Genomic DNA, 24,174 nt, shown 5'->3' with positions numbered 1-24,174 from the left:
GGAGACCCCGGCGGCCCGGCGTCACCGATCCCAGCACGCTGGGACGGCGGGCGCCCGTGCTGGACGTGAACGACTGCCACGCCCCATACAGTCCCCGTCTCCCCGTCTCCCCGTCTCCCCGTCGGTACGACTCCGTCGTCACCGACACCGGGCCCCCGAACTCCCCTCCCGTCGCCAGCCCTCGGACCACCCGGAGCAGTGTCAGCAGCCAGCCAGCCAGCCAGCGAGCGGCGGCGCCGGCGGTGTCGTAAGCGCGAACGGGGCGTACGCACGAGTGTCTCCGCCTCGTCGCCGCCCTCCGGGGTGAAGAAGCCGAACGGGGCCCGCCGAGACCGCCCGCCCCCACGGGAACGGGGGCTCCGGCCGCGGGTCGGATGCGGTCATGCCGTCTCCTCCGAGAGGTGGGGACCCGCCACCGGAAATCCGGAAAATCGCCTTTCGATCACGGCAAGTTGACTACCCATCACGACCAACGCGCCAGGTGGGCGCCGGGATCCGTCGTCCGTCGGGCACCCGGTGTCACCCGACACGGCAACAGGTGCCCGGACCGGCCTTCACTTGGGCATCCATGGGGCTACGCTCAATGACCTGTGCATCGTTCGGGCGACCAGGGGAGGTAGCGGAATGACGGAGGCACGGCCCGATGCGGCAGCCTCGGCTTCCCTGTGGGAGCGCGACGCGGAGATCACCGCCATCACGGAGGCGATCGACGAACTCTGCGTCGACAAGGCGTCCCCCGGCAGCGTGCTGGTCTTCACCGGTGAGGCCGGTGTCGGCAAGACCGCTCTCCTCACCGAGGCCCGCCGGATCGCCGAGGAACGGGGCTGCCGGGTCTGGTACGCACGGGGTGGGGAGACCGTCACCTCCGTCCCTTTCAACGTCGTACGGCAGTTGCTGCAACCCGGACTCATCGGGCTGATGGAGGAGGAGACCCGCGAGTACCTGGGTGACTGGTACGACATCGCCGGTCCCGCCCTCGGGCTCGCCGAACCGGGCGAGGGCCAAGCGGATCCGCAGGGCGTGTGCGAGGGCCTGGTCGCCGCCGTGAACCGCCTCGTGCGCCGCGCCTGGCCGCTCGTACTGCTGATCGACGACGTCCACTGGGCCGATCAGGAGACGCTGCACTGGCTGTCCGCCCTGGCCGACCGTCTGACCGAGATGTGCGTACTGGTCGTGGTGGCCCGCCGCCCCGGCGAGGCCACCGGTGAACGCGCCCGCCATCTCAGCCGGATCGCCGCCAAGGCCCGCCCCGTCACCACTCTCAGCGCGCTCACCCCGAAGGCCACCGCAGGGCTCACCCGTGCCACAGTCGGCCGGCACGCCGACGACCCGTTCTGCCGCGAGGTATGGGCGGTCACCGGTGGCAACGCCTACAACACCGTCGAACTCCTCGCCAAGGTGAAGGACTGCGGACTGGATCCGGTGGAGGAGTCGGCCGGCGAACTGCGCGCCCTGAACCGCTCCGCGCGAGGCACCGGCCTCGTCGCCCGCCTCGAAGAACTGGGAGTCGAGGCCACGCGTTTCGCTTGGGCGGCGGCCATCCTCCATACCGGGATCACCGTCGACATCGTGGCACGCCTCGCCAGCCTGCCCCGCGCCTCGGCGGTGGAGTGTGCCGAGTTGCTGACCTCGGCCCGTATCCTCACCGAACCCGATCCGGCCAACCGTCAGGCGGACGCCGGGGACCTCGAGTTCGTCCACCCCCTCATCGCCACCGCCGTCTACGACTCGATCCCGCCGGGCATCCGCACCGCGTTCCACGGAGTCGCCGCCACGGCCGTCACCGAATCCGGGCGCGGTGCCGCCGCGGCCGCCCGCCACCTCATCGAAGTCCACCCCGACGGCGAGGCCGAGCTGGTCGAGCAGTTGCGTGCCGCTGCGGCCGAACACCTGGCCGTGGGTGCCCCCGAGGCCGCCCGTCGCTGTCTGGAGCGAGCCCTGAAGGAGCCGCCACAGCCGGACGTCCGGGTCCGTGTGCTCTACGAGCTGGGCTGCGCCACCCTCCTCACGTCACCCGCCACCACGGTCGAATACCTCCGCTCGGCACTCGCCGAGCCCGGCCTCGACAGCGCCGAGCGCGTCGACGCGGTCTTCCGCCTCTCCCAGGTGCTGCTCCACAACGACCAGTTGCACGAGGCCGTTCGTACACTCGACGCGGAGATCGGCCGACTGGATCCCGGGCCCGCCCGGATGCGTCTCCAGGCCGCGCGCTACATGTGGGAGGGCGTCCACGCCGGCGAGGAACTCCCGCCGACGCACTCCCAGGAGCTGGCCGCCCTCGCGGCGACCTGCACCGGCAGGGACAACTCCGAACGCGCGCTGCTCATCCTCCGGGGCTTCGACGCGATGACACGGGGCGAGAACGCCGAGGAGGTGGTCGAGCTCTGCGACCGGGCCCTCGTCAACGGCCGCCTCGCGCCCGGACTCGGCTGGACCGACACCGAGTGGGGTATCGAACTGCTCCTGATGCTGGCCACCGCGTACGCCTACGCGGATCGCCTCGACCGGGCCGAGAGTCTGTACACCGAAGCCCTGCGCACCTACGAGTCCGCCGGTTGGCGTGGAGGCCATCTCGCACTGGCTCACGCTTACGTCGGGCTCGGACACCGCATGCGGGGCAGGCTCAAGGACGCGGAAGCCTCCCTGCGCAAGTCGCTGGTGCTCGCCGAAACGGTCGGTCGCGGACTGCCCCTCTACTGGAGCACGACCTGCAACCTCGTCGACACACTGCTCGTCCGCGGCCACGTCGACGAGGCCTGGGCGGTCGCCGAGCAGTACAACTTCGCGCCGCCGTATCCGTCCACCATCGTGCTGCCCGAACCGCGGTCCGTACGGGGGCGGCTGCTCCTCGCCGTGGGGCGCACCAAGGAAGGCATCAACGAACTGGAGGCCGCCGAGAAGGCGACGGCGGCCCGGGGGCACCACAACCCCGTCTCCGCCACCTGGGGCGGCGCCCTCGCCCGGGCCCTCGCCACCGAGGACCCGCGCCGTGCCGCCGAACTCGCCGCGAGCATCCGCCGCCGTGCCGAACGCTTCGGTACGGACACCGCCATCGGTGAGGCCCTGCGTGTGGAGGCGTTCCTCGCCACCGGCCGTAAGGCTGCCTCCCTCTATGCCCAGGCGGTCACCTACCTGGCGGCCTCGCCCTCGGCCTACGAACACGCCGCGGCCCGCGTCGAATACGGCATCGCCAACCGCTCGGTCTCCGAACTCAACCGCGGCCTGACGCTGGCCGAGTCCTGTGGTGCGGACGGCCTGGTCAGGCAGGCCCGGGAAGAACTCGCCCGGATCGGATAGGGGAGGCACCGGGAGTGCGCCGGGCGTCCATGAATCCCTGTCGTCGATGACTCCGCCGGCTGCGGGAGCGGGGCGCCCGCGGTTCTCTCCGAGAGGCCTTGATCAGTCCTGCTCTGCCTCCTCCTCCGCCAACACCCTTTGCGCAGTAGCGAACGCCGAGTTCGCGGCCGGCACGCCGCAGTAGACCGCTGATTGGAGGAGGACGGCGCCGATGTCCTCCGGGGTGAGGCCGTTGCGGCGGGCGGCGCGGATGTGCATGGCCAGTTCGTCGTAGTGGCCGTGGGCGATCAGCGCGGTCAGTGTGATCATGCTGCGCTCGCGGCGGGACAGCGTCGGATCGGTCCAGATCTCGCCCCACGCGTAGCGGGAGATGAAGTCCTGGAAGCGGGCCGTGAAGGGCGTCTGCCGGGCCTGGGCGCGGTCCACGTGCGTGTCGCCGAGCACCTTGCGCCGCACCTCCATCCCACGCCGCGCATACCCGTCGAAGTGCCCGCGCAGCGCGGCCAGTACGGCCTCCGGCCGCTCCGCGGGGGCGAGGTGCGACGCCCCCGGGATCTCGGTGAGCGTCGCCCCGGGCACCGCGTCCGCGATCTCCCGCAGATGCGCGGGCGGCGTCGCCGGGTCCTCGCGACCGGCGACGAGGAGCGTGGGCACGGTGATCCCGGACAGCTCCGCGCGGACGTCGAACGCGGCGAGCGCGTCACAGCAGGCGGCGTACGCCTCCGGGTCGGCCCGGCGGTGGTCCTCCACCAGCTCCGGCACGGTGAAACCGGGTGTGAACCACCGCGTGTCGGCCGTCTCCGCGAGCCCGGCCAGCCCCTCCCGTCCCTCCCGGCGCACCAGTTGCGCCCGTTCCTCCCACGGCTTGGAGCCGTTGAAGTGGGCCGAGGAACAGAGCACGGCCAGGGACGAGACCCGCTCCGGGTGGTGCGCGGCCAGCCACAGACCGACCGCGCCGCCCAGCGACACCCCGGCGTACGCGAACCGTTCGACGCCCAGTGTGTCCGCCAGGCGCAGCACCAGGGCCGCCAGGTCACCCACCGTCGCCCCCGGCGCGATCAGCCCGGGGGAGGAGCCGCCGTGCCCCGGCAGGTCCCAGCGGACCACCCGGTGCGTGATCGACAACTCGGGCGCCACCTTGTCCCACAGCCGGGTGGAGGTACCGAGGGAGGGGCCGAGCAGCAGCGGGGGAGCGGAAGTCGGGCCCTCCGCACGGTGGTTGAGCAGCTTGTCGGTCAACGTCGCTCCAGGGCACGGTCGGTGAGGGCTCCGGCGGAGCCGGTGTAGCGGGTGGGGTCCGTGAGGTCCGCGAGGTCGAGGTCCTTCAACTCCGGTTCCTCGGCGAGCAGTTCGCCCAGCGGGCGACCTTCGGCGTAGACGCGCGCGGCGGTCCGGGTCAGCAGCTCCTTGGCGCGGGCCCTGCCCAGCACCGGGGCGAGCTCGGCGGCCAGCCGCTCCGAGACGATCAGCCCGTGGGTGAGGTCCAGGTGCCGGCGCATCGCGTCGGTGTTCACCCGGAGCCCCCGCGTGAGCTCGACCGCGTCCCGGGCGGCACCCCCGACCAGCCGGAGCAGCTCCCGCAGCGGCTCCCACTCCGCGTGCCACGCCCCGGCCGGCCGTTCGTCCTCGGCCGCCAGTGACCCGTACAGCGTCGCCGCCAGGTGGGGCGCACGCCGGGCCGCCGCCGCGATCAGCGTCGACCGCACCGGGTTCGCCTTGTGCGGCATCGCCGACGAGCCGCCCCCGCTGCCCTCGGCGACCTCCGCGATCTCGGTACGGGCCAGGGTGAGCACATCCACCGCGATCTTCCCCAGGGCACCGGCGGTGAACGCCAGCGCTCCGGCCAGGTCCGCGATCGGGGTACGCAGGGTGTGCCAGGGCAACTCGGGAGCGTGGAGGCCGAGTTCACGGGCGTAGGCGGCGCTCAGGGCAGGGGTGTCCACCGCCCCGAAGACGGTGAACGCCGCCAAGGTGCCCGCCGCGCCCCCGAGTTGGGCCGGCAGCGTCGCCCGGACGACGGCCAGCCGGTCCCGGGCGTCCAGGAGCAGGGAGCGCCAGCCGGCGGCCTTCAGCCCGAAGGTCGTCGGCACGGCGTGCTGGGTGAGGGTGCGGCCGGGCATCGCGGTGTCCCGGTGCGCGGCGGCGAGCGCGGCCAGCGCGGCCTCTGTACCGCCGAGGTCGGCCAGGACCAGGTCGAGGGTGCGTGCGGCGACCAGCATCGTCGCCGTGTCCAGGATGTCCTGACTGGTCGCGCCCCGGTGGACGTACGGGCCGTACTCCGTGCCGACCGCCTCGGTGAGGTCCGCGACCAGCGGGATCACCGGGTTGCCGCCGCCGCGCGCGCGTTCCGCGAGGGAGCGTACGTCCAGGGTGGCGGCGTCCGCCGCCGAGGTCACCGCGGGTCCGGCCGCGGCGGGGGCCAGCCCCAGCGCGGCCTGGGCGCGGGTCAGCGCGGCCTCGGCGTCGAGCAGCGCCCGCAGATAGGCGGTGTCGCTCGTCGCGGCCGCGGCCGGGGAACCGGTCCACCCGGGGGCGAGCAGACCGGTGTCGGCGTCAGCAGAAGTCACTGGAACTCCAGGAAGACCGTTTCGCCTTCGCCCTGAAGGCGGATGTCGAAACGGTAGGTGCCATGACCCTGGTCCTCGGCGATCAGCGTTCCCCGGCGCGCCTCGTCCACGCGGGAGAGCAGCGGGTCGGCGGCCAGCGCGGCGTCGTCGCCCGGCAGGTAGATCCGGGTGAACAGGTGGACCAGCAGGCCCCGCGCGAAGACGCACACGCTGAGGTACGGCGCGTTCCGCCCGCGTGCGCCGGGTCGCAGCGTACGCGCGGTCCAGTGCCCACTGGCGTCGGTCTGGACGCGGCCCCAGCCGGTGAACTCCACCCCGTTGCGGCCGAGGAAGCCGCCGCTCGCGGAGTCGCGGCGCATGGAACCGTCGACCCGGGAGACGTTGCCGTCCGGGTCGGGGCCCCACAGCTCCAGGAAGGCGTCCGGCAGCGGGTTGCCCTCCCCGTCGAGGACGTGGCCCTGGAGGGAGATGGTGTCGGGGTGGCCGAGAGGAGCGATGTCGCCGCCGCCGGGGAAGGGCAGGGCGTGACCGTAGAAGGGGCCGACCGTGTGCGACGGGGTCGGCAGCACCGTCTCCGGGCGGCTGGTGTCGATCTTCGTCATGGCAGGTCAGCGTCCTTCTTCGATCCAGGTGGCCTTCGGGCCGTCGAGCACGATGTCCCAGACGTAGCCCATCGAGAACTCCGGCACGGACAGGCTGTGGTCGTAGGTCGCGACCAGCCGCTGACGGGCCGCGTCGTCCGTCACCGACTGGATGATCGGGTCGTACGGGAAGAGCGGGTCGCTCGGGAAGTACATCTGCGTCACGAGCCGCTGGGTGAACGCCGAGCCGAAGAGCGAGAAGTGGATGTGGGCCGGCCGCCAGGCGTTGACGTGCTGGCGCCACGGGTACGGGCCCGGCTGGATCGTCGTGAAGTGGTAGTGGCCGTCGTCGTCGGTCAGCGTGCGGCCGACGCCCGTGAAGTTCGGGTCCAGGGGCGCGTCGTGCTGTTCGCGCTGGTGGGCGTAGCGGCCGGCCGAGTTGGACTGCCAGATCTCGACCAGTTGGCCGCGCAGCGGGCGTCCGTCGCGGTCGAGGAGCCGCCCGGAGACGGTGATCCGCTCACCGATGGGCTCGCCGTCGTGCTGCCGGGTCAGGTCGTTGTCGATCTCGGTGATGTCCCGCTCCCCGAAGGCGGGGGAGGACAGCTCCACCAGCTCGGGGTCCTTGGTGACGTCGATGGAGATCGGCGGCTGCTTGGGGTGCCGCAGCACCGAGGACCGGTACGGCGCGTAGTCACGGCGGGGCTGGTGCTCGACGGGCGCGCCGTCGGCGAGCCGCTTCTCGTAGGCGGCGTGTTCGGCCGCGATCTCCTGGTCGATGTCGTGCTGGGTGAGGGTCATGGTGTGTCCCTGGGATTCCTGATGGTCACGTCGAAAGTTCGGATGTTGGCGTCGCGCCCCGTCAGGGGCGCGGGGACCTGCGCGATCAGCCACCCACGGCCCGCAGCCGCGAGCACGGCTCAGCGTTCCAGGACGAGGGCGAGTCCCTGACCCACCCCGATGCACAGCGTGGCCACGCCGACGCCCGAGCCCTTGCGCGCCAGCTGGTGCGCGACCGTCCCGGCGAGTCGCGCGCCGGACGCGCCCAGCGGATGGCCGAGGGCGATCGCCCCGCCCTGCGGATTGAGGATCGCCGGGTCGAACTCGGGCCACTCGGCGACACAGCCGAGCACCTGCGCGGCGAACGCCTCGTTCAGCTCCAGGACGTCCAGGTCGTCGAACGCCTTGCCCGCCTTGGCCAGCGCACGCGTGACCGCTTCGACGGGAGCGAGCCCGAAGTAGTCGGGGTCGACGGCGTTCACGCCGGTCGCCGAGATGCGCGCGAGCGGCTCACGCCCGGTGGCCGCGAGCCCCTCCTCGTCCACCAGCAGCAGCGCGGCTGCCCCGTCGTTGAGCGGCGAGGCGTTGCCCGCCGTGACCGTGCCCCCGTCCGGACGGAAGGATGGCTTGAGCCTGGCCATGGCCGCCAGGGACGCGTCGGCCCGTACGCACTCGTCGGCGCCGAGGACGACCGGGTCACCCTTGCGCTGGGGGAGGGCGACGGGAGCGATCTCGTCGTCGAAGGCCCCGGCCGCCCGCGCCGCGGCCGCATTGCGGTGGGAGGCGAGGGCGAACTCGTCCTGCTGCTCCCGGCTGATCTTGTGCTTGTCGGCGATGAGTTCGGCCGACTCGCCCAGCGGGATCGTCCACTGCGGATCCATTTTCGGGTTGACCATGCGCCAGCCCAGCGTGGTCGAGTACAGCTCGGTGTGCCCGGCGGGGAAGGGCCGGTCGTTCTTCTGCAGGACGTACGGGGCGCGGGTCATGGACTCGACACCGCCGGCGACGGCGATCGACGCGTCGCCCAGCGCGATGGCCCGCGCAGCCTGGATCACGGCCTCCAGACCCGAGGCGCACAGCCTGTTGACGGTCACGCCCGGCACGGAGGTGGGCAGCCCGGCCAGCAGCGCGGCCATGCGGCCGACGTTGCGGTTCTCCTCGCCCGCGCCGTTGGCGTTGCCGAAGTACACGTCCTCGATCCGCGCCGGGTCCAGGTCCGGCGTACGGGCGAGCAGTTCACGGACGGCGTGCGCGGCGAGGTCGTCGGGGCGCACACCCGCGAGGCCGCCGTTGTAGCGGCCGATCGGGGTGCGGACCGCGTCGACGATGTAGACGTCCTTCGTGCCGTTGCTCATCACTGGATCTCCTCGGGGATGCGCAGCTTCGCGGCGGTCTTGGCGACGATCTCCTCGACGGTGACACCGGGCGCGGTCTCCACGAGCACCAGGCCCTCGTCGGTCACGTCGAGCACGCCCAGGTCGGTGATGATCCGGTTCACGCACGCCTTGCCGGTCAGCGGCAGCGCGCATTCCTCCAGGATCTTCGCCGAGCCGTTCTTGGCGGTGTGGGTCATGATCACGATGACCGTACGCGCGCCGTGGACCAGGTCCATGGCACCGCCGATCCCGGTGACCATCTTGCCGGGGATGGCCCAGTTGGCGAGGTCGCCCCGGGCGGAGACCTGCATCGCGCCGAGGACGGCGACGTCGATGTGGCCGCCGCGGATCATCGAGAAGGACAGCGCCGAGTCGAAGAAGGAGGCTCCCGGCAGGACGGTGACGGTCTCCTTGCCCGCGTTGATCAGATCGGGGTCGACCTGGTCCTCGGTCGGGTACGGGCCGGTGCCCAGGATGCCGTTCTCCGACTCCAGGATCACCTCGACGTCGTTCGGGAGGTAGTTCGGGATCAGTGTCGGCAGTCCGATGCCGAGATTGACGTACTGGCCGTCGCGCAGTTCGCGGGCGGCGCGGGCGGCCATCTGTTCACGGGTCCAGGCCATCACTCGCTCACCGTTCCCTGTGCCGCGGCGGAGACCGTCCGCTTCTCGATCTTCTTGTCGGCCGCCTGCGCGGGGGTGAGGGCGATGACGCGCTGCACGAAGACGCCGGGCAGATGCACGGCGTCCGGGTCGATCCCGCCGGGCTCGACCAGCTCCTCGACCTCGGCGATCGTCACCTTGCCGGCCATCGCCGCGAGGGGGTTGAAGTTGCGCGAGGACTTGTTGAAGACCAGGTTGCCGTGGCGGTCGCCCCGGGCGGCGCGGACGAGCGCGTAGTCGGTGCGGATGCCGCGTTCGAGCACGTACTCGGCGCCGTCGAACTCGCGGATCTCCTTGGGCGGCGAGGCCAGCGAGACGCTGCCGTTGCCGTCGTAGCGCCAGGGGAGGCCGCCCTCGGCGACCTGGGTGCCGACGCCGGCGGGGGTGTAGAACGCCGGGATGCCCGCGCCGCCCGCGCGCAGCCGCTCGGCGAGCGTGCCCTGCGGGATCATCTCGACCTCCAGCTCACCGGCGAGGTACTGTCGCGCGAATTCCTTGTTCGCCCCGATGTACGAACCGGTCACCCGTGTGATCCGGCCGGCTGCGAGCAGGACCGCGAGGCCGGACTCCATGGCTCCGCAGTTGTTCGAGACGACGCCGAGGCCCGAGACCCCGCGCTCGTGGAGCGCCTGGATCAGTACGTTCGGCACACCGCTCAGCCCGAATCCGCCGACGGCGAGGGTCGCGCCGTCCGGCACATCGGCCACTGCCTCCAGGGCTGTGGCGACCACCTTGTCCATCCGTGAGGCCCCATCTCGTCCGCGCACCCGGTGACCATTAATCAGGGCACTGAGCATTATGGTGAAGTTTCCTTCACGCTGCCACTGGTCGGCTCCGTCGTCAAGACCTGCGAAAAGGGCCGGGATGGCAGGGTACGCGTTATGGACACACCCCGAGGGTCGACCGGTATCGTTCAGTGCACGGACGAATTGCCGAGCCGAGGAGCGAACATGGCCGCGGTGGACCTCTCCACCCACCCCGGGCACCTGGCCCGACGGCTGCAGCAGGCCCACTACCTGCTGTGGAACGCGATGGTCTCCGAGGAGATCACCTCGCCGCAGTTCGCGGTCCTCAACACCCTCGTCGCCGAACCGGGGCTCGACCAGCGCACGGTGGGGGAGCGGGTGGGGCTCGACCGGTCCACGATGTCCGAGGTCATCAGCCGGCTCGGGCGCCGGGGGCTCCTCGACAAGGTGCGCGATCCGCAGGACGGGCGACGGTTCCTGCTGCGGCTCACGGACGACGGGGTACGCACGCACCGCAGGCTCGCGGTGCGGACGGCGCGCATGAACCAGGTGTTCCTGGGCCCGCTGTCGGCGGAGGAGCAGGACGTCTTCTTCGACCTGATCCGACGGGTGGCCGACGCGGCGGAGGAACTGCGCAGTCCGGTGGAGGCGATCCGTTAGCTCGGCCGGGCGTCGTGGGGCTGGCGGAGCGCCGCGGACACGACCCGGGCACCCCGCTACGAGCGGTCGGCGGCGTACACCACCCACACCTGGCCCTCGGCGAAGTTCATCGGTTCGCCGCCGGTCGTCGTGAAGTCCGTGCCGTCGGTCGCGGTCTTCCGCTCCCAGCCGGCTTCGAAGACCCTGCCGTCCCGCAGGACCTCCGCGCGGCCCGAGCCGACCGTCTCCGTGTACGGGGTGTTGTTGCCGAGGTAGTCGTGGAACCGGGACTCGCGGATCTTCACGTACTGAACGACCACCGTGGCCGGGGCGACGCGGACGTCGTCGGTGGTGACCGTCGGGCGCCCGTCCATCGAGACCTGCCAACGGCGGCTGTCGTCGGACCACGTGAACGTGAATCGCGCCGCCGGGTAGCGGACGGTGCGGGAGTCCTCGGGGGTGCCGCCGGAGGGGGCCGGGCCGTGGCGGAAGCCGGTGGTGAGGGCGTCGGCGCCGGGTGCGGAATCCATCAGTTCACCGGGCCGCAGATACAGGTTGTGCGGTGCGGGCTTCTCGTCGCTCCGGAAGTAGGCGTCGCCGGCGTCCTCGGGGGTCTTCGCGTGCAGGGGCGCCCTGTCTATCAGCGGAAGGAGCTTGCCCTGCGCGCCCGAGAACGCCAGGGTCGGCTCGTCGAACTGGCGCAGCAGCTCCAGATCGGACTCGCGGGCGCTGCGCACCGGTCCGACCGCCTCAGGGAACCGGGTGGCGTACACGGCCATCAGTCGGCTGAGGCCGCCCTCGACCTGCTCGGCGTAGACGATGTCCGCGGCGTCGAGGCCGGTCTGGGGGCGGGCGGGGGAGACGTTGTCGATCTTCACTGCGAGTACGGATCCCATCGGCGGGGCGCTGATCCGGTCGTCCCGGCGGCCGTCGCCCTGTCCCTTCCCGTCGTCGCTGTCCGTGCCGGTCGAGGTGCACCCCGCCAGCAGGGTGGCCGCGATCGCGGCGGCGAGCAGTGCCCCCGTCGTCGAGCCGCGCCGGGCCTCTCGCGTCCGCGATCTGTCGCGCACCGTACTCAAGTCGCTCATAATGCATCCGATTGTGCACTTATCCGTTCATGGATGGCCATAGTGGATTGTTTCTGACTGGTTCGGGAGTGGGGTGCCGGGTACTCGGCGGGCACCTGCTGAACCAGGCGAGGGAACGGAGTGTGGGCACGATGAAGGCAGTGACGTGGCAGGGCAAGCGGGACGTACGCGTGGAGACCGTGCCCGATCCGGTGCTGAAGGAGCCGACCGACGCGATCATCCGGATCACCTCCACCGGGCTCTGCGGCTCCGACCTCCACCTCTACGAGGTGCTCACCCCGTTCATGACACCGGGCGACATCCTGGGCCACGAGCCCATGGGCATCGTCGAGGAGGTCGGCGCCGGGGTGCCCGACCTCGCGGCGGGCGACCGGGTCGTCGTGCCGTTCCAGATCGCCTGCGGCAGCTGCTGGATGTGTCTCACCGGGCTCCCCACGCAGTGCGAGACGACCCAGTGCACCGGCGAGGGCATGGGCGCCGCCCTCTTCGGCTACACCCGGCTGTACGGCTCGGTCCCCGGGGCCCAGGCCGAGTATCTGCGCGTCCCGCAGGCCCAGTTCGGGCCGATCAAGGTGCCGGAGGGGCCGCCCGACGACCGGTTCCTCTACCTCTCCGACGTGCTCCCCACCGCCTGGCAGGCGGTCGAGTACGCGCACGTCCCGCCCGGCGGCAGCGTCGCCGTGCTCGGCCTCGGCCCCATCGGCGACATGGCCTGCCGGGTGGCCCTGCAGCGTGGCGCCGAGCACGTGTTCGGGGTCGACCTGGTGCCCGAGCGCCTGCGCCGGGCGCGCGAGCGGGGCGTGCAGACCTTCGACCTCAGGGACTTCGACAGCGAGAAGGAACTGGTCGGCGCGATCCAGGACCGGACCGCCGGACGCGGCCCCGACTCCGTGATCGACGCCGTCGGCACCGAGGCCCACGGCAGCGCGGCCGCCCGGCTCGCCCAGAACGCCACCGGACTGCTGCCCCGCGCCATCGGCTCCCGCCTCACCGAACGCCTCGGCGTCGACCGGCTCGCCGCCCTCCACACCGCCATCGACCTCGTACGACGCGGCGGCACGATCTCCCTCTCCGGCGTCTACGGCGGCAAGGTCGACCCGCTGCCCCTGCTCACCCTGTTCGACAAGCAGGTCCGGCTGCGCATGGGCCAGGCCAACGTCCGCACCTGGAGCGACGACATCCTGCCCCTGCTCACGGACGACGACCCCCTCGGCGTCGACGACTTCGCCACCCACCGGGTGCCGCTCACCGACGCCGCGCACGCCTACGAGATGTTCCAGCGCAAGGAGGACGGGGCGGTCAAGGTGATCATGGAGCCCTGAGTCCGCGACTGACCCCTGAGCCCGCGACCTGACCCCTGAGTCCGCGACCGGGATCAGGTGCCCAGGATCTCCGCCAGGTCGTAGCTCACCGGCTCCTCCAGCTGCGCGTAGGTGCAGCTCTCCGCCGTGCGGTCCGGGCGCCAGCGCCGGAAACGGGCCGTGTGGCGGAAGCGGACACCGTTCTCCATGTGGTCGTACGCCACCTCGGCGACCTGCTCGGGGCGCAGCGGCACCCAGGAGAAGTCCTTCTTCGCCGACCACCGGCTCGGCGCGCCCGGCAGCCGGGCCGTCTCGTGCGCCGCCTCGTCGGACCAGGCGGCCCAGGGGTGCTCGCCGACGTCCTCCAGCCGCAGCGGCTCCAGCTCCCGCACCAGCTCCGCGCGCCGCTTCATCGGGAAGGCCGCGCACACGCCGATGTGCTGGAGCGTGCCCCCGTCGTCGTAGAGGCCCAGCAGCAGGGAACCGACCACCGGCCCGCTCTTGTGCAAGCGGTACCCGGCGACCACCACGTCCGCCGTCCGCTCGTGCTTGATCTTGAACATGGCCCGCTCGTCCTGCCGGTACAGCAGGGTGAGCGGCTTGGCGATCACCCCGTCCAGACCCGCCCCCTCGTACTGCTCGAACCACTGCTCGGCCAGCTCGCGGTCCGTGGTCGCCGGCGCGAGATGCACCGGGGCGGTCACCTCGGACAGCGCCAGCTCCAGCAGGGCGCGCCGATCGGTGAGCGGGACGTCGAGCAGCGACTCGTCGTTCAGCGCGAGCAGGTCGAAGGCGACGAAGGAGGCCGGGGTCGTCCCCGCCAGCATCCGGACGCGGGAGTCCGCGGGGTGGATACGCTCGGTCAGGGCGTCGAAGTCCAGCCGCCGCCCGTCCCGGACGATCACGACCTCGCCGTCCATCACGCACCGCGTCGGCAACCGCTCCCGCAGGGCCGCCACCAGCTCGGGGAAGTACCTGGTCAGCGTCTTCCCGGTGCGGCTGCCGATCTCCACCTCGGGCCCGTCGCGGAACACGATCGCCCGGAACCCGTCCCACTTCGCCTCGTAGTGCATGTCCGGCGGGATCTTCGCCACGGACTTGGCGAGCATCGGTTTCACGGGCGGCATCACCGGAAGATCCATGCCTCCGATTCTGCGACCGCGATTCCGCCGCCGCGCGGCGAGCTTCGTCCGGTATGCGGCATTCCATCGTTCCGCCTACCGTGGCTCGCATGGGCGAAGCGGTGGAACTGGACGCGGCGGGCCGGACGGTACGGCTGTCCAGCCCCGGCAGGATCTTCTTCCCGGAGCGCGGCTTCACCAAGCTGGACCTCGCCCGGTACTACATCGCCGTCGGCCCCGGCATCCTGCGCGCCCTGCGGAACCGGCCCACCACCCTGGAGCGCTACCCGGAGGGCGTGACGGGCGAGAACTTCTTCCAGAAGCGCGCCCCCAAGAACATGCCCGACTGGATCCCCACCGCGCACATCACCTTCCCCAGCGGCCGCAGCGCCGACGAGATGTGCCCGACCGAGGTCGCCGCCGTCGTCTGGGCCGCCCAGTTCGGCACGCTCACCTTCCACCCGTGGCCCGTCCGCCGCGACGACGTCGACCGGCCCGACGAACTCCGCATCGACCTCGACCCGCAGCCCGGCACCGACTACGCCGACGCGGTCCGCGCCGCGCACGAACTGCGCGAGGTCCTCCACGAGTACGGCGGCCTGCGCGGCTGGCCCAAGACCTCCGGCGGCCGTGGCCTGCACGTCTTCGTGCCGATCCGGCCCGACTGGACCTTCACCCAGGTACGCCGGTCGGCCATCGCCGTCGCCCGGGAACTGGAGCGCCGAATGCCGGAGCAGGTCACCACGGCCTGGTGGAAGGAGGAACGCGGCGCGAAGATCTTTGTCGACTACAACCAGACCGCCCGCGACCGCACCATCGCCTCCGCCTACTCCGTACGCCCCCGCCCGCACGCCCCCGTTTCGGCGCCCCTCACCTGGGACGAGGTGGGGGTCGCCGTGCCGCGCGACTTCGACCTGGGGACGATGCCGGGGCGTTTCGCCGAGGTCGGTGACGTCCACGCCGACATGGACGAACACGCGTTCTCGCTGGAAGCGCTGCTGGAGCTGGCGGCGCGGGACGAACACGACCATGGGCTCGGGGACCTGCCGTATCCGCCGGAGTACCCGAAGATGCCGGGGGAGCCCAAGCGCGTGCAGCCGAGCAGGGCCAAGAAGACATGAGGGTGGCCCGCGCCCTCGCGGGGCACGGGCCACCCTCGGTTCCCTACAGTTCCTTGATCCGGATGTCCCGGTAGGAGACGACATCCGTCGTGCCGTGGACCTGGAGTCCGAGGTAGCCGGAGGCGAACCGCCGCCCGTCCGTGCCCGGGTCGTCCGAGCGGGGCGGGGTGAAGTCCTGGCCGCCGATGTTGTCGAACTCGTTGATCAGGACGCCGTTGCGGTAGACCGAGTAGTGCTGGTCGACCACCCTGATCTCGTAGTCGTTCCAGGTGCCCTTCTGGGTGACGCCCGCTCCGGCGAGCCCCACCCGGTCGAAGCCGTACACCGACCCCGTCTTGTACATGTCGCCGTCGGGCCGGTCGAGGACCTGCACCTCATGGCCGTACTTGATGGCCACCCACTCCGGCCGTGACTCCTCCGGATGGTCGTGGACCCCCGGGAAGCGCACGAACACACCGGAGTTGGCGTTGCCCGTGCCGGGCGCGTCGTCCCGCCACTGCAGGCGCAGCGAGAAGTCGCCGTACTTCCGCTCGGGGAACCACAGCATGCCGAGCCCGGCCTTCGTCGTGCCGGAGGTGATCGAGCCGTCGGTGTTCAGCCCGAACGAACCGCCGCCCACCTGCTGCCACTTGGCGAACGACTCGGCCGTGCCGTCCAGGATCGTGCGGTAGCCCTCCGTCTGGCCGGGCCTGCCGATGCCGGACTCCTCCGCCGCCTCCTTCACGGCGGTGTACTCGCGCAGGTCGACGACCCCCTCCCGGAACAGCTTGTCGAGAACGGTGTCCACGTGCTTCAGGAACAGCGCGTGGGACGTCCACTCCTTCTCGTCCTCGATCAACTCGTTGATCCGGCACCGGTTGTTGGTGACCCGGTTCGGCACCCCCGAGTCGACCGTGCCGACGAAGACCGTCAACCGCTCGTCGTACTCGGCGCAGTTGGGCGCGGGGACCCCGCCGCCGACGACGACGGTGAAGCTGACCGAGCGCGCGGCGGCCGTGTTGCCCGCCTTGTCGCTCGCCCGGTACGCCACCGTGTGGGTGCCTGCCCGGTCCACCACCACGGGGGCGGTGTAGGCGAGATAGGGGCCGCCGTCCAGCGAGTACTCGACGGCGGCGACGCCCGAGCCACCGTGGTCGGTCGCGCTGACGGTGACCTTCGCGCTCTTCAGGTACGCGCCGGCGGAGTTCCGTTCGCCCTCGACGGTCACGCCCGTCACCGGGGGTGTGGTGTCGTCGGCGGGCGGGGCGACGACGGTGAAGCCGACGCTCTTCTCGGCGGCGACGTTGCCCGCCTTGTCCGTGGCCCGGTACCGCACCTTGTGCGTGCCGACCTCGTGCACCATCACGGGCGCGGTGTACGGCTGCCAGGCCCCCGAGTCGCCGAGGGCGTACTCGATGGTGTTGACCCCCGACCCGGTGTCCGACGCGGAGACGGTGACCGTCGCCATGGACACGTAGTCGCCCTGGGGGTTCTTCTCGCCGGCCACCGTCGCCGAGGTCTCCGGCGCGGTCGTGTCGTCGGTCGGTGGTGCCACGACGGTGAAGCCGACGCTCTTCTCGGCCGCCGTGTTGCCCGCCCTGTCGACCGCGCGGTAGCGCACCTTGTGCGTGCCGACCTGGTCGACCACCACGGGCGTGGTGTACGGCAGCCAGGCTCCGGCGTCACCGACGGCGTACTCGATCCGCTCGACGCCCGAGCCGCCCGGGTCGCTCGCGCTCACCGCGACGGAGGCCGAACCGACGTACGCGCCCTCGGAGTTCTGCGTCCCGGTGACCTGGGCCGAGGTCTCGGGCGCGGTGGTGTCCTCGCCGGTGCCCTCGGTCACCACGAGGATGCCCTGCATCTGGCCGTGCCCGGGGATGGTGCAGTAGTAGCGGTAGCGGCCGGGGGTGAGCGTGACCTCGGCGGTGTGCCGGCCGCCCTGGTCGTCGCCAGGGTTGGCCAGGATGTTGAGCGGCACGTCGTTGTTGTACTCCGGGTCGGAGACGTCGAACGTCAACGTGTGCGGCATCCCCATGGTGTTGCCGGTCGCCTTGCTGTTCTCGAACACGAGCGTGGTCGGGCCCGCCACCGCGGTCTGCGGCGCCGTCAGGTACTTGGTGATGTCGTCACCGGCGGTCCAGGTGAGCACCTGGGCGGCGGCCTTCTCCGGCGCCGCGTCCGTACGGCCGGAGGCGGGCGTCGACGTGAGCCCGAGGACCATCAGCAGGGCCGCCAGCAGGGCCGCCCACAGACGTCTTTCCCGCATCACTCCGCCTTCCTCGCCAGCTCGTCGGCCGCCGGTGTCGGGCCGCCGCCCGTGTAGGTCACGCGCCACAACGCCGACTTGGCGTCCGAGGTGAAGAAGCCGCGTCCGTAGTCCAGGACGTACAGCGCGCCGTCCGGACCGAACTTCCAGTCCATGAGGTTCCTGATGCCGTCGGCCCCGACCGGCACGATCTTCTTCAGGGACTCCGCGTGGACCGGGAGTCCGCCGCTGCCCTGGTTCTTCGGGTCCATGACGACCGCGTGGCGCGGCTGGTCGGCGTCGTAGAAGTCGCCGACGAACCACTTCCCGTCCCAGTAGGCGGGCCAGCGGACGGAGTTGTCGCCGGACGCGGTGTGCCGGTAGACCGGCCCGTTCATCGTCGCCTGACCGCCGCCCTTGAGCCACGGCAGCAGGTACGTGGCCTCCTCGTTCTTGTAGGAGGGGACGCCGCTCGCGTCCCGGGGGAAGTCGGGGGCGCCTCCTTGCGGTGCGTACCAGATGTTGTTGCCGGTCACCGGGGGCAGGTTGACGAGCCCGTCGTTGTTCGGGGACTCGTTCTTCGGGCGGTCGCAGTCGTACCAGCCGAGCGGCTTCGACGGGTCCGGCAGGTTGCGGTCCCGGTAGGGCTGCTTGTTGCCCATGCAGTACGGCCAACCCCGGTTGCCCGCTTCGGTGATGGCGGCGAAGGTGTCGTACTTGGCGGGGCCCCAGGTCGTCGACGGCGCGCTCGCGTCGGGGCCGACCCAGCCGGCGTAGAGGACGTCGGTCTGCCGGTCGACGAAGATGCGGGCGGGGTTCCTGACCCCCATCACATAGATCTCACCGCGCGTCTTGCCGCCGCCCTCGGCGGTCTCCTTGCCGGTGAAGAGGTTCCCCGCGGGCAGGGTGTAGGTGCCGTCGGGCTCCGGGTGGATGCGGAGGATCTTGCCGTTGAGGTTGTTGGTGTTGCCGGCGGTGCGGCGCGCGTCGGCGAAGGAGACGCCCTTGTAGTTCGGCTCGGGGTTGTTGCCCGAGTAACCGGAGCTGAAGCCGCTGGAGTTGTTGTCGCCGGTCGCGATGTACAGGTTGCCCTTCGAGTCCCAGCTCATCCCGCCGCCGGAGTGGCAGCAACTGTGGATCTGCACCGGCCACTTGAGCAGGACCTTCTCACTGCTCAGGTCCAGCTTGTTGCTCGCGAGGTCGAGGGTGAAGCGGGAGACACGGCGCTCGGCCATCCGGGTGTCACGGTCGATCCGCGAGTGCGGCGTGTAGTGCAGGTACACCCAGCCGTTCTGCTGGAAGGCGGGGTCCAACTCGATGCCGAGCAGGCCCTCTTCGACCTTGATCAGCTCGTCGCCGCCGCCCTTGTTGCCGAAGACGGTGAGGGCGCCCGCGAGGGTGACCTTCTTCGTCCGTGGGTCGTAGACGTGGATCTCGCCCTTGCCCTTGCCGATGTCGGGGTTGTTCCAGTCGGTGACCACGGGCTGGGAGGAGTCGGCGCCGCCCCGGCCGATGTAGAGGACCCGCCCGTCGGGTGCGGTGACCAGGCCGTGCGGTTCACCGATCTGGTCGTTCTGCCCGGGCTGGTTGGGCTGCGTCAGCCGCTCGGCCTTGTAGTGGGCGGTGATGGTCGCCTTGCAGTCCGCCTGCGCGAGGCGGGAGGTCCAGAGCAGGGCGCCGCGCAGATGCGTGCGGAAGTCGGTCTCGTCGTACGCGGAGACCGTCCCGCCCATGCCCGTGTAGAAGGAACGGCCGCCGTCGTAGTCGCGGCACCAACTCACCGGGTGGTCCCAGCCGTTGGCGCCGGTGCCCGGCTGGTACGTGGACTCGCGCACCCGGGCCACGGTGTGCACGGAGCCCGACGGGTTCTTCGTCCAGTTGAGCCACTTGTCGGGCCGCTTCCACTGCACGGGCAGGTCCTTGGTGGCCGGGTGCCGCCGGTCACCGACCTCCACGGTCGCCCGCTGCACGGTCGTCGGGCTCGACGTGGCCGGCCGGGCGCCGATCAGCCCGGTGAACCAGTCCGAGTACGGCTCGGCGCGGGCCGCGTCATGGACGCCGACGAAACCGCCGCCCGCCTCCATATAGGTCTCGAGGCCCGCCTCCTGCTCCGGATCCAGGACGTCACCGCCGCCGGTCAGGAAGACGACGGCGTTGAACCCGCTCAGCCGGGTCTCGTCGGTGAAGACGGAGGCGTCGTCGGTGGCCACGACCCCGAACCGCTCGGCGGCCGGCCCGGACAGGCCGATCCGTTCGATCGCCTCGATCCCGGCATTCACGACGGGTGACTCGTCCCCGGCAGCGGCGGAGCCGTGGAAGATCAGCACCTGAGGGCCGGAGCCGCCCGGGGGTGACTTGATCGACATCGTTGTCAGCGGTGGTTCCGGCGCCGGTCGCGCCTGGGCCGCGGGGCCCGACAGGAGTCCCGCGGTGACGACCGAGGCGGTCAGGGTGGCCGCCCAGGCCCGTCTCTTCGCGTCGCTCAACCCTCGTAAGTACATGGGCACCTCCTCGGTCACAGCAACAGCGCCAAGGAAGCTAGCCCGCTTTGACGCGACTCGCCAATAGCTATGACCGGAACGGTCTGAACTTTGTCCTGGGTGTGGATAAACAGTCGCGCGGCCGCTACCGTCTCACAGGTTGATCACAGCTGGCGTCTCCGCAAGATCCGTATCAGCGTGGGGAGTTCCGCATGGACGGGATGGACAGACGAGGGTTCAACCGGCGGATGCTGCTGGGTGGCGCGGCCGCCGCGACATCGTTGTCCGTGGCCATCGAGACCGTCGGCACCTCCGGGTCCGCGAGCGCCGCCACGCAGGCGAGGACGGCCCCCGCGGGCGGCCAGGTCAGACACCTCAAGATGTACGCCGAGAAGCTGCCCGACGGGCAGATGGGCTACGGCTTCGAGAAGGGCAAGGCGTCGATACCGGGCCCACTGATCGAACTCAACGAGGGCGACACCCTGCACATCGAGTTCGAGAACACGATGGACGTGGCGGCGAGCCTGCACGTCCACGGCCTGGACTACGAGATCTCCAGCGACGGCACCCGACAGAACAAGAGCCACGTCGAACCCGGCGGCACCCGTACCTACACCTGGCGCACCCACGCCCCCGGCGTCCGCAAGGACGGCACCTGGCGTGCGGGCAGCGCCGGTTACTGGCACTACCACGACCATGTCGTCGGCACCGAACACGGCACGGTCGGCGTCCGCAAGGGGCTCTATGGTCCCGTCATCGTCCGACGCAAGGGTGACGTCCTGCCCGACAAGACCGTCACCGTCGTCTTCAACGACCTGCTCATCAACAACAAGCCCGCGCACTCCGGCCCCAACTTCGACGCCACGGTGGGCGATCGCGTCGAGTGGGTCGTCCTCACGCACGGCGAGTACTACCACACTTTCCACCTGCACGGTCACCGCTGGGCCGACAACCGCACCGGCATGCTCACCGGCCCCGACGACCCCAGCCAGGTCATCGACAACAAGATCGTCGGCCCCGCCGACTCCTTCGGCTTCCAGGTCGTCGCGGGCGAAGGGGTGGGCGCGGGCGCCTGGATGTACCACTGTCACGTCCAGAGCCACTCCGACATGGGCATGGTGGGGCTGTTCCTGGTGCGCAGGACGGACGGGACGATCCCGGGGTACGAGCCGCACGAGCACCACGACTCCGAGGCGTCGGAGTCGTCCGGGGGTTCCGAGGCGTCCCACGCCCACTGAGACTCATCGAGGGGAAGGCTGATCGGGCTGCGCCCGCTCGGCCGTGTCCCGACGGCCGACAGCCTCGCCCACCTGGTCGATCGCGGTACGCAGAAAATCGCCGTACGCGTCCTGGGCGAGGCTCGGGGCGTGCCGCCTCGCCGCGTTGAGGTGCTCGCCGGCGGCTTCGAAGGACGCGAGGCGACGGTAGTTGTCGGCGAGATCGAGGTGCAGGGACGGGTAGAACCCGGCGATGCGCAGCTCGGCGTCATGCTCCTGAACCCGCCGCTGCGTCACGGCATCGGCGGCATCCAGCGCACGCGCGTCCCAGGTCAACGCCTGGGCGGGGCCGGCGGTGCAAAGCTCGGCCAGGTGGTGGGCGAGGGTGGCGGCCGACGGTCGGGAGCGCTCTCAGGGGGCTCTTTTCCAGGGCTATCCTGGGCGGAGCCGGCCCGGAGGAGTGTTTCGTAGTGACCGAGACAGCGTCGCGTCCCACGTTGGAGGCCGTGGCCGCGCGGGCCGGGGTGTCCAGGGCGACGGTGTCGCGGGTCGTCAACGGGGGCGAGGGCGTTCGGGAGCCCCTGGTCGAGCGGGTGCGGAAGGCGGTCGAGGAGCTCGGGTACGTGCCCAACCAGGCGGCCCGCAGCCTCGTCACCCGGCGGCACGACGCCGTGGCCGTGGTGATCGCCGAGCCGGAGACCAGGGTCTTCGCCGACCCCTTCTTCGCCCTGCAACTCCGCGGCATCAGCAAGGAGTTGACCGCGCACGACTCACAGCTCGTGCTGCTGCTCACCGAAGGACCCGAGGACCACGCCCGGGTGGGACGGTATCTGGCGGGCGGACACGTCGACGGGGCCCTCGTGTTCTCGTTGCACCTCGACGACCAACTGCCCGCGCTGATCCGGGGCGCGGGCGTCCCCACCGTGTTCGGCGGCCGTCCCGGCTGGGCCGACGGCGCGCGCGGCGACACGGCCACCGTGTACGTCGACAGCGACAACCGGGGCGGTGCGCGGGACGCCGTACGCCATCTCGTCGGCCTCGGCCGCACCCGGATCGCCCACATCACCGGGCCCCTCGACCAGACCTCCGCCGTGGACCGGCTCGACGGGTTCCGGGACGTCATGGTGGACGCCGACCCCCGGCTGATCGTGGAGGGCGATTTCACCCCCGCCGGCGGGGAGCGGGCGATGCGGGAACTGCTCGGCCGCTGCCCCGAGGTGGACGCGGTGTTCGCCGCCAACGACGTGTCCGCGTCCGGTGCGCTGCGCGTGCTGCGGGAACTCGGGCGACGGGTTCCCGAGGACGTCGCCGTGGTGGGCTTCGACGACATGCTGCCGGTGGCCGAGCAGTCGGATCCTCCGTTGACGACGGTCCGTCAGGACATAGAGGAGATGGGCAGGTTGATGGCCAGGCTTCTGCTCCGGGGCCTCGAACGGCGGACCCCCGGCGAGCCGGACGGCCGGGGCGCCCAGGGCCTGGCCGGCACGCCGTCCAGTGTGGTCCTGCCGACCACCCTGGTACGGCGCGCCTCCGCGTAGGGCCCGCGGCCGTGCCCCGTGCGGGGCGGGCTTCACCGGCGGAGCGCTCAGGCGCCCACCGTCACCGTGAACCGGCGGGGATTGCCGTCGTGGGCCGCGCCCGACACATCGGGCTGCCCGTCGGGCCGTACGTCGTCGTACGGGAAGGCGTAGCCGATGGGCGAGTTGGCGTGCACCACGCGTGACCAGTGGTTCGTCACCGTCCCCCGGTAGTAGTCGGCCGCCGTCGCGCCGTTCGGCTGTGTGGGGTGGGTGAGCATGATCGAGCGGTTGAAGCCGGCCGCGAGCCGGGCGAGGAGGGCCTTCTTGTCGTCGGGGTCGCCGGGGTTGTTGGCGAACGGGCCGTGGTTGCAGGTGAAGATGTCCTTCGACGTCGGCTTGGCGAAGGAGTGGCCGCCCGCGAAGGTGAGGGTGTTCCCGGACACCCGCCCGGCGAGGACGCCCCGGCCGCCCTGGAGGTCGATCCTCAGGTCCGTCGACCGGTACCTCTCCCACACCTGGTCGACGTAGGAGTTCCAGTAGGCGCGGAACGGCATCTGGTCCGGCCGGTCGAAGTACGGGGCCATCAGGTTCTGCGGTGAGATGACCCGCAGCACCCGGCCGTCACCGCCCCGGATGACGAGCCGGTCCCAGGGCTGGCCGTCCCGCGCCGACTGCGCCACCAAGTCGGCGGCGATCCGGCCCACCGCCCCGTCGGGCAGCGGGGCGACCGTGTGGGTGCTGTCACCCTCCAGCGTCAGCCCGATCGGCAGGGCCGTCACCAGGTCGACATAGCTGATGTTGGCGAACAGTTGAGTCGGATTGAACGTGAACTCGCAGAACGACCACGTCTTGCCGTAGTTGGCGTCGGCGGGTGTCGCGAACGCGGGCTCGACCAGGGCGGGGCCCGGGTTGAGGAAGAACTCCAGAGTGGTGTCGCGCACGAAGTAGACACGGGCGCCGAACATCTGAGGAAGCGTCAGCACCTTGGGCGCCGAGCCCGCCGCGCCGAGCGGGATCGCACAGTCGACCGGCAGCGGCGTCTGGGGAGCCGAGGGCGAGGTCGGCCGGTAGACGCTCCCGTCGGCCCGCAGCAATACCCAGGCACCCGTCGACTGCTCGTGCCCGGTGACGTACGCCCGGACCGTACCCGGCAACGAGGCGTTGCGGAGGGCGAGTTGACAGGTCGCGGGTGCGGCCTGGGCGGGCGCGCCGAGGGCACCCCCGACGGCGGTGGCGCCGACGGCGGCGGCGGTCGTGGACAGGAACGTACGGCGGGAGATCACGATGGCCTCCTGGGACGTGGGGGAGTGGAGGCACAGCGGACGGGGCCCCTGCTGTGGTTCCCCCACTGTTGCCAGGGGAGGTTGACCCGTCAAGACTTATGACTGAGAGCGCTCTCAAGAACCTGGATGGGTTCATGAGGTGATCGGAGCCGTCGGCGGCCTTCCACG

At 71.3% G+C, this 24,174-nt stretch carries 18 protein-coding genes and 2 pseudogenes; 6 read left to right on the top strand and 14 right to left on the bottom strand.

Annotation, left to right across the window (positions count from 1 at the left end; all coding sequences use genetic code 11):
* Positions 1 to 52 precede the first annotated feature (52 nt).
* Positions 53 to 250 (bottom strand): annotated as a pseudogene (locus PUR53_RS25085) (hypothetical protein); the annotation flags it as partial.
* Positions 251 to 624: 374 nt separating this feature from the next.
* Between PUR53_RS25085 and PUR53_RS25080 the strand changes: the two are divergent.
* Entirely contained in the window at positions 625 to 3,297 is a 2,673-nt protein-coding gene (locus tag PUR53_RS25080; protein ID WP_329902365.1) for an ATP-binding protein, read from the top strand.
* 102 nt (positions 3,298 to 3,399) lie between these two features.
* On the opposite strand, the gene pcaDC is transcribed toward PUR53_RS25080, so the two are convergent.
* From pcaDC to PUR53_RS25045, 7 genes are all read right to left on the bottom strand, one after another.
* Entirely contained in the window at positions 3,400 to 4,536 is a 1,137-nt protein-coding gene (gene pcaDC / locus PUR53_RS25075) for a bifunctional 3-oxoadipate enol-lactonase/4-carboxymuconolactone decarboxylase PcaDC (protein ID WP_329902364.1), read from the bottom strand.
* The gene (gene pcaB / locus PUR53_RS25070) at positions 4,533 to 5,864 is read right to left on the bottom strand and encodes a 3-carboxy-cis,cis-muconate cycloisomerase (RefSeq protein ID WP_329902363.1); all 1,332 of its coding nucleotides are present in this window, start codon (positions 5,862 to 5,864) and stop codon (positions 4,533 to 4,535) included. Before pcaB ends, pcaDC begins: the two co-directional genes overlap by 4 nt.
* Complete coding sequence (gene pcaG, locus PUR53_RS25065) at positions 5,861 to 6,466, bottom strand: protocatechuate 3,4-dioxygenase subunit alpha (protein WP_329902362.1); 606 nt, start codon at positions 6,464 to 6,466, stop codon at positions 5,861 to 5,863. Before pcaG ends, pcaB begins: the two co-directional genes overlap by 4 nt.
* Positions 6,467 to 6,472: 6 nt before the next feature.
* On the bottom strand, positions 6,473 to 7,246 hold the full coding sequence (gene pcaH / locus PUR53_RS25060) for a protocatechuate 3,4-dioxygenase subunit beta (protein ID WP_329902361.1): 774 nt from the start codon (positions 7,244 to 7,246) through the stop codon (positions 6,473 to 6,475).
* 119 nt (positions 7,247 to 7,365) lie between these two features.
* A complete protein-coding gene (locus PUR53_RS25055) occupies positions 7,366 to 8,580 on the bottom strand; it encodes a thiolase family protein (RefSeq protein WP_329909704.1) in 1,215 nt (404 codons plus the stop codon).
* Complete coding sequence (locus PUR53_RS25050; protein WP_329909703.1) at positions 8,580 to 9,224, bottom strand: CoA transferase subunit B; 645 nt, start codon at positions 9,222 to 9,224, stop codon at positions 8,580 to 8,582. Before PUR53_RS25050 ends, PUR53_RS25055 begins: the two co-directional genes overlap by 1 nt.
* On the bottom strand, positions 9,224 to 10,003 hold the full coding sequence (locus PUR53_RS25045; protein WP_329909702.1) for a CoA transferase subunit A: 780 nt from the start codon (positions 10,001 to 10,003) through the stop codon (positions 9,224 to 9,226). The genes PUR53_RS25050 and PUR53_RS25045 overlap by 1 nt, the downstream gene beginning before the upstream one ends.
* A 210-nt stretch (positions 10,004 to 10,213) precedes the next feature.
* On the opposite strand from PUR53_RS25045, the gene PUR53_RS25040 reads away from it, so the two are divergent.
* Positions 10,214 to 10,669 carry a MarR family winged helix-turn-helix transcriptional regulator gene (locus PUR53_RS25040; RefSeq protein ID WP_329902357.1) on the top strand — a complete coding sequence of 152 codons (456 nt, stop codon included), beginning with the start codon at positions 10,214 to 10,216 and terminating at the stop codon, positions 10,667 to 10,669.
* 56 nt (positions 10,670 to 10,725) lie between these two features.
* On the opposite strand, the gene PUR53_RS25035 is transcribed toward PUR53_RS25040, so the two are convergent.
* A complete protein-coding gene (locus PUR53_RS25035; protein ID WP_329909701.1) occupies positions 10,726 to 11,736 on the bottom strand; it encodes a DUF3048 domain-containing protein in 1,011 nt (336 codons plus the stop codon).
* 131 nt (positions 11,737 to 11,867) lie between these two features.
* On the opposite strand from PUR53_RS25035, the gene PUR53_RS25030 reads away from it, so the two are divergent.
* Positions 11,868 to 13,058 (top strand): zinc-dependent alcohol dehydrogenase, encoded by a 1,191-nt coding sequence (locus PUR53_RS25030; RefSeq protein ID WP_329902355.1) that lies wholly within the window; start codon positions 11,868 to 11,870, stop codon positions 13,056 to 13,058.
* Between the two features lie 53 nt (positions 13,059 to 13,111).
* On the opposite strand, the gene PUR53_RS25025 is transcribed toward PUR53_RS25030, so the two are convergent.
* Positions 13,112 to 14,179, bottom strand: coding sequence for an ATP-dependent DNA ligase (locus PUR53_RS25025; protein ID WP_329909700.1), 1,068 nt, complete (start codon positions 14,177 to 14,179; stop codon positions 13,112 to 13,114).
* Positions 14,180 to 14,268: 89 nt separating this feature from the next.
* Between PUR53_RS25025 and ligD the strand changes: the two genes are divergently transcribed.
* Positions 14,269 to 15,279: a non-homologous end-joining DNA ligase gene (gene ligD, locus PUR53_RS25020; protein ID WP_329902353.1), complete on the top strand. Its 1,011-nt coding sequence runs from the start codon at positions 14,269 to 14,271 to the stop codon at positions 15,277 to 15,279.
* A gap of 43 nt (positions 15,280 to 15,322) precedes the next feature.
* On the opposite strand, the gene PUR53_RS25015 is transcribed toward ligD, so the two are convergent.
* Positions 15,323 to 17,527, bottom strand: a complete 2,205-nt coding sequence (locus PUR53_RS25015; protein WP_329909699.1) for an OmpL47-type beta-barrel domain-containing protein — start codon at positions 17,525 to 17,527, stop codon at positions 15,323 to 15,325.
* Positions 17,527 to 20,007: a ThuA domain-containing protein gene (locus PUR53_RS25010; RefSeq protein WP_329909698.1), complete on the bottom strand. Its 2,481-nt coding sequence runs from the start codon at positions 20,005 to 20,007 to the stop codon at positions 17,527 to 17,529. Before PUR53_RS25010 ends, PUR53_RS25015 begins: the two co-directional genes overlap by 1 nt.
* 200 nt (positions 20,008 to 20,207) lie before the next feature.
* Here PUR53_RS25010 and PUR53_RS25005 point away from each other — a divergent pair, with 200 nt between their 5' ends.
* Complete coding sequence (locus PUR53_RS25005) at positions 20,208 to 21,224, top strand: multicopper oxidase domain-containing protein (RefSeq protein ID WP_329909719.1); 1,017 nt, start codon at positions 20,208 to 20,210, stop codon at positions 21,222 to 21,224.
* A 3-nt stretch (positions 21,225 to 21,227) separates the two neighbouring features.
* Here PUR53_RS25005 and PUR53_RS25000 read toward each other — a convergent pair.
* Positions 21,228 to 21,590: pseudogene (locus PUR53_RS25000) on the bottom strand (hypothetical protein); the annotation flags it as partial.
* Positions 21,591 to 21,673: 83 nt separating this feature from the next.
* Between PUR53_RS25000 and PUR53_RS24995 the strand changes: the two are divergent.
* On the top strand, positions 21,674 to 22,741 hold the full coding sequence (locus PUR53_RS24995; RefSeq protein ID WP_329909697.1) for a LacI family DNA-binding transcriptional regulator: 1,068 nt from the start codon (positions 21,674 to 21,676) through the stop codon (positions 22,739 to 22,741).
* Between the two features lie 47 nt (positions 22,742 to 22,788).
* Here the strand turns inward: PUR53_RS24995 and PUR53_RS24990 are convergent, their stop codons facing one another.
* A complete protein-coding gene (locus tag PUR53_RS24990) occupies positions 22,789 to 24,006 on the bottom strand; it encodes a glycoside hydrolase family 64 protein (protein ID WP_329909696.1) in 1,218 nt (405 codons plus the stop codon).
* Positions 24,007 to 24,174: the final 168 nt, after the last annotated feature.

Origin of the sequence: Streptomyces sp. SP18BB07 (genome assembly GCF_036322545.1) — a bacterium.
Lineage (GTDB): Bacteria > Actinomycetota > Actinomycetes > Streptomycetales > Streptomycetaceae > Streptomyces > Streptomyces deccanensis.
This window is presented reverse-complemented; position numbering and strand designations above follow the sequence as displayed.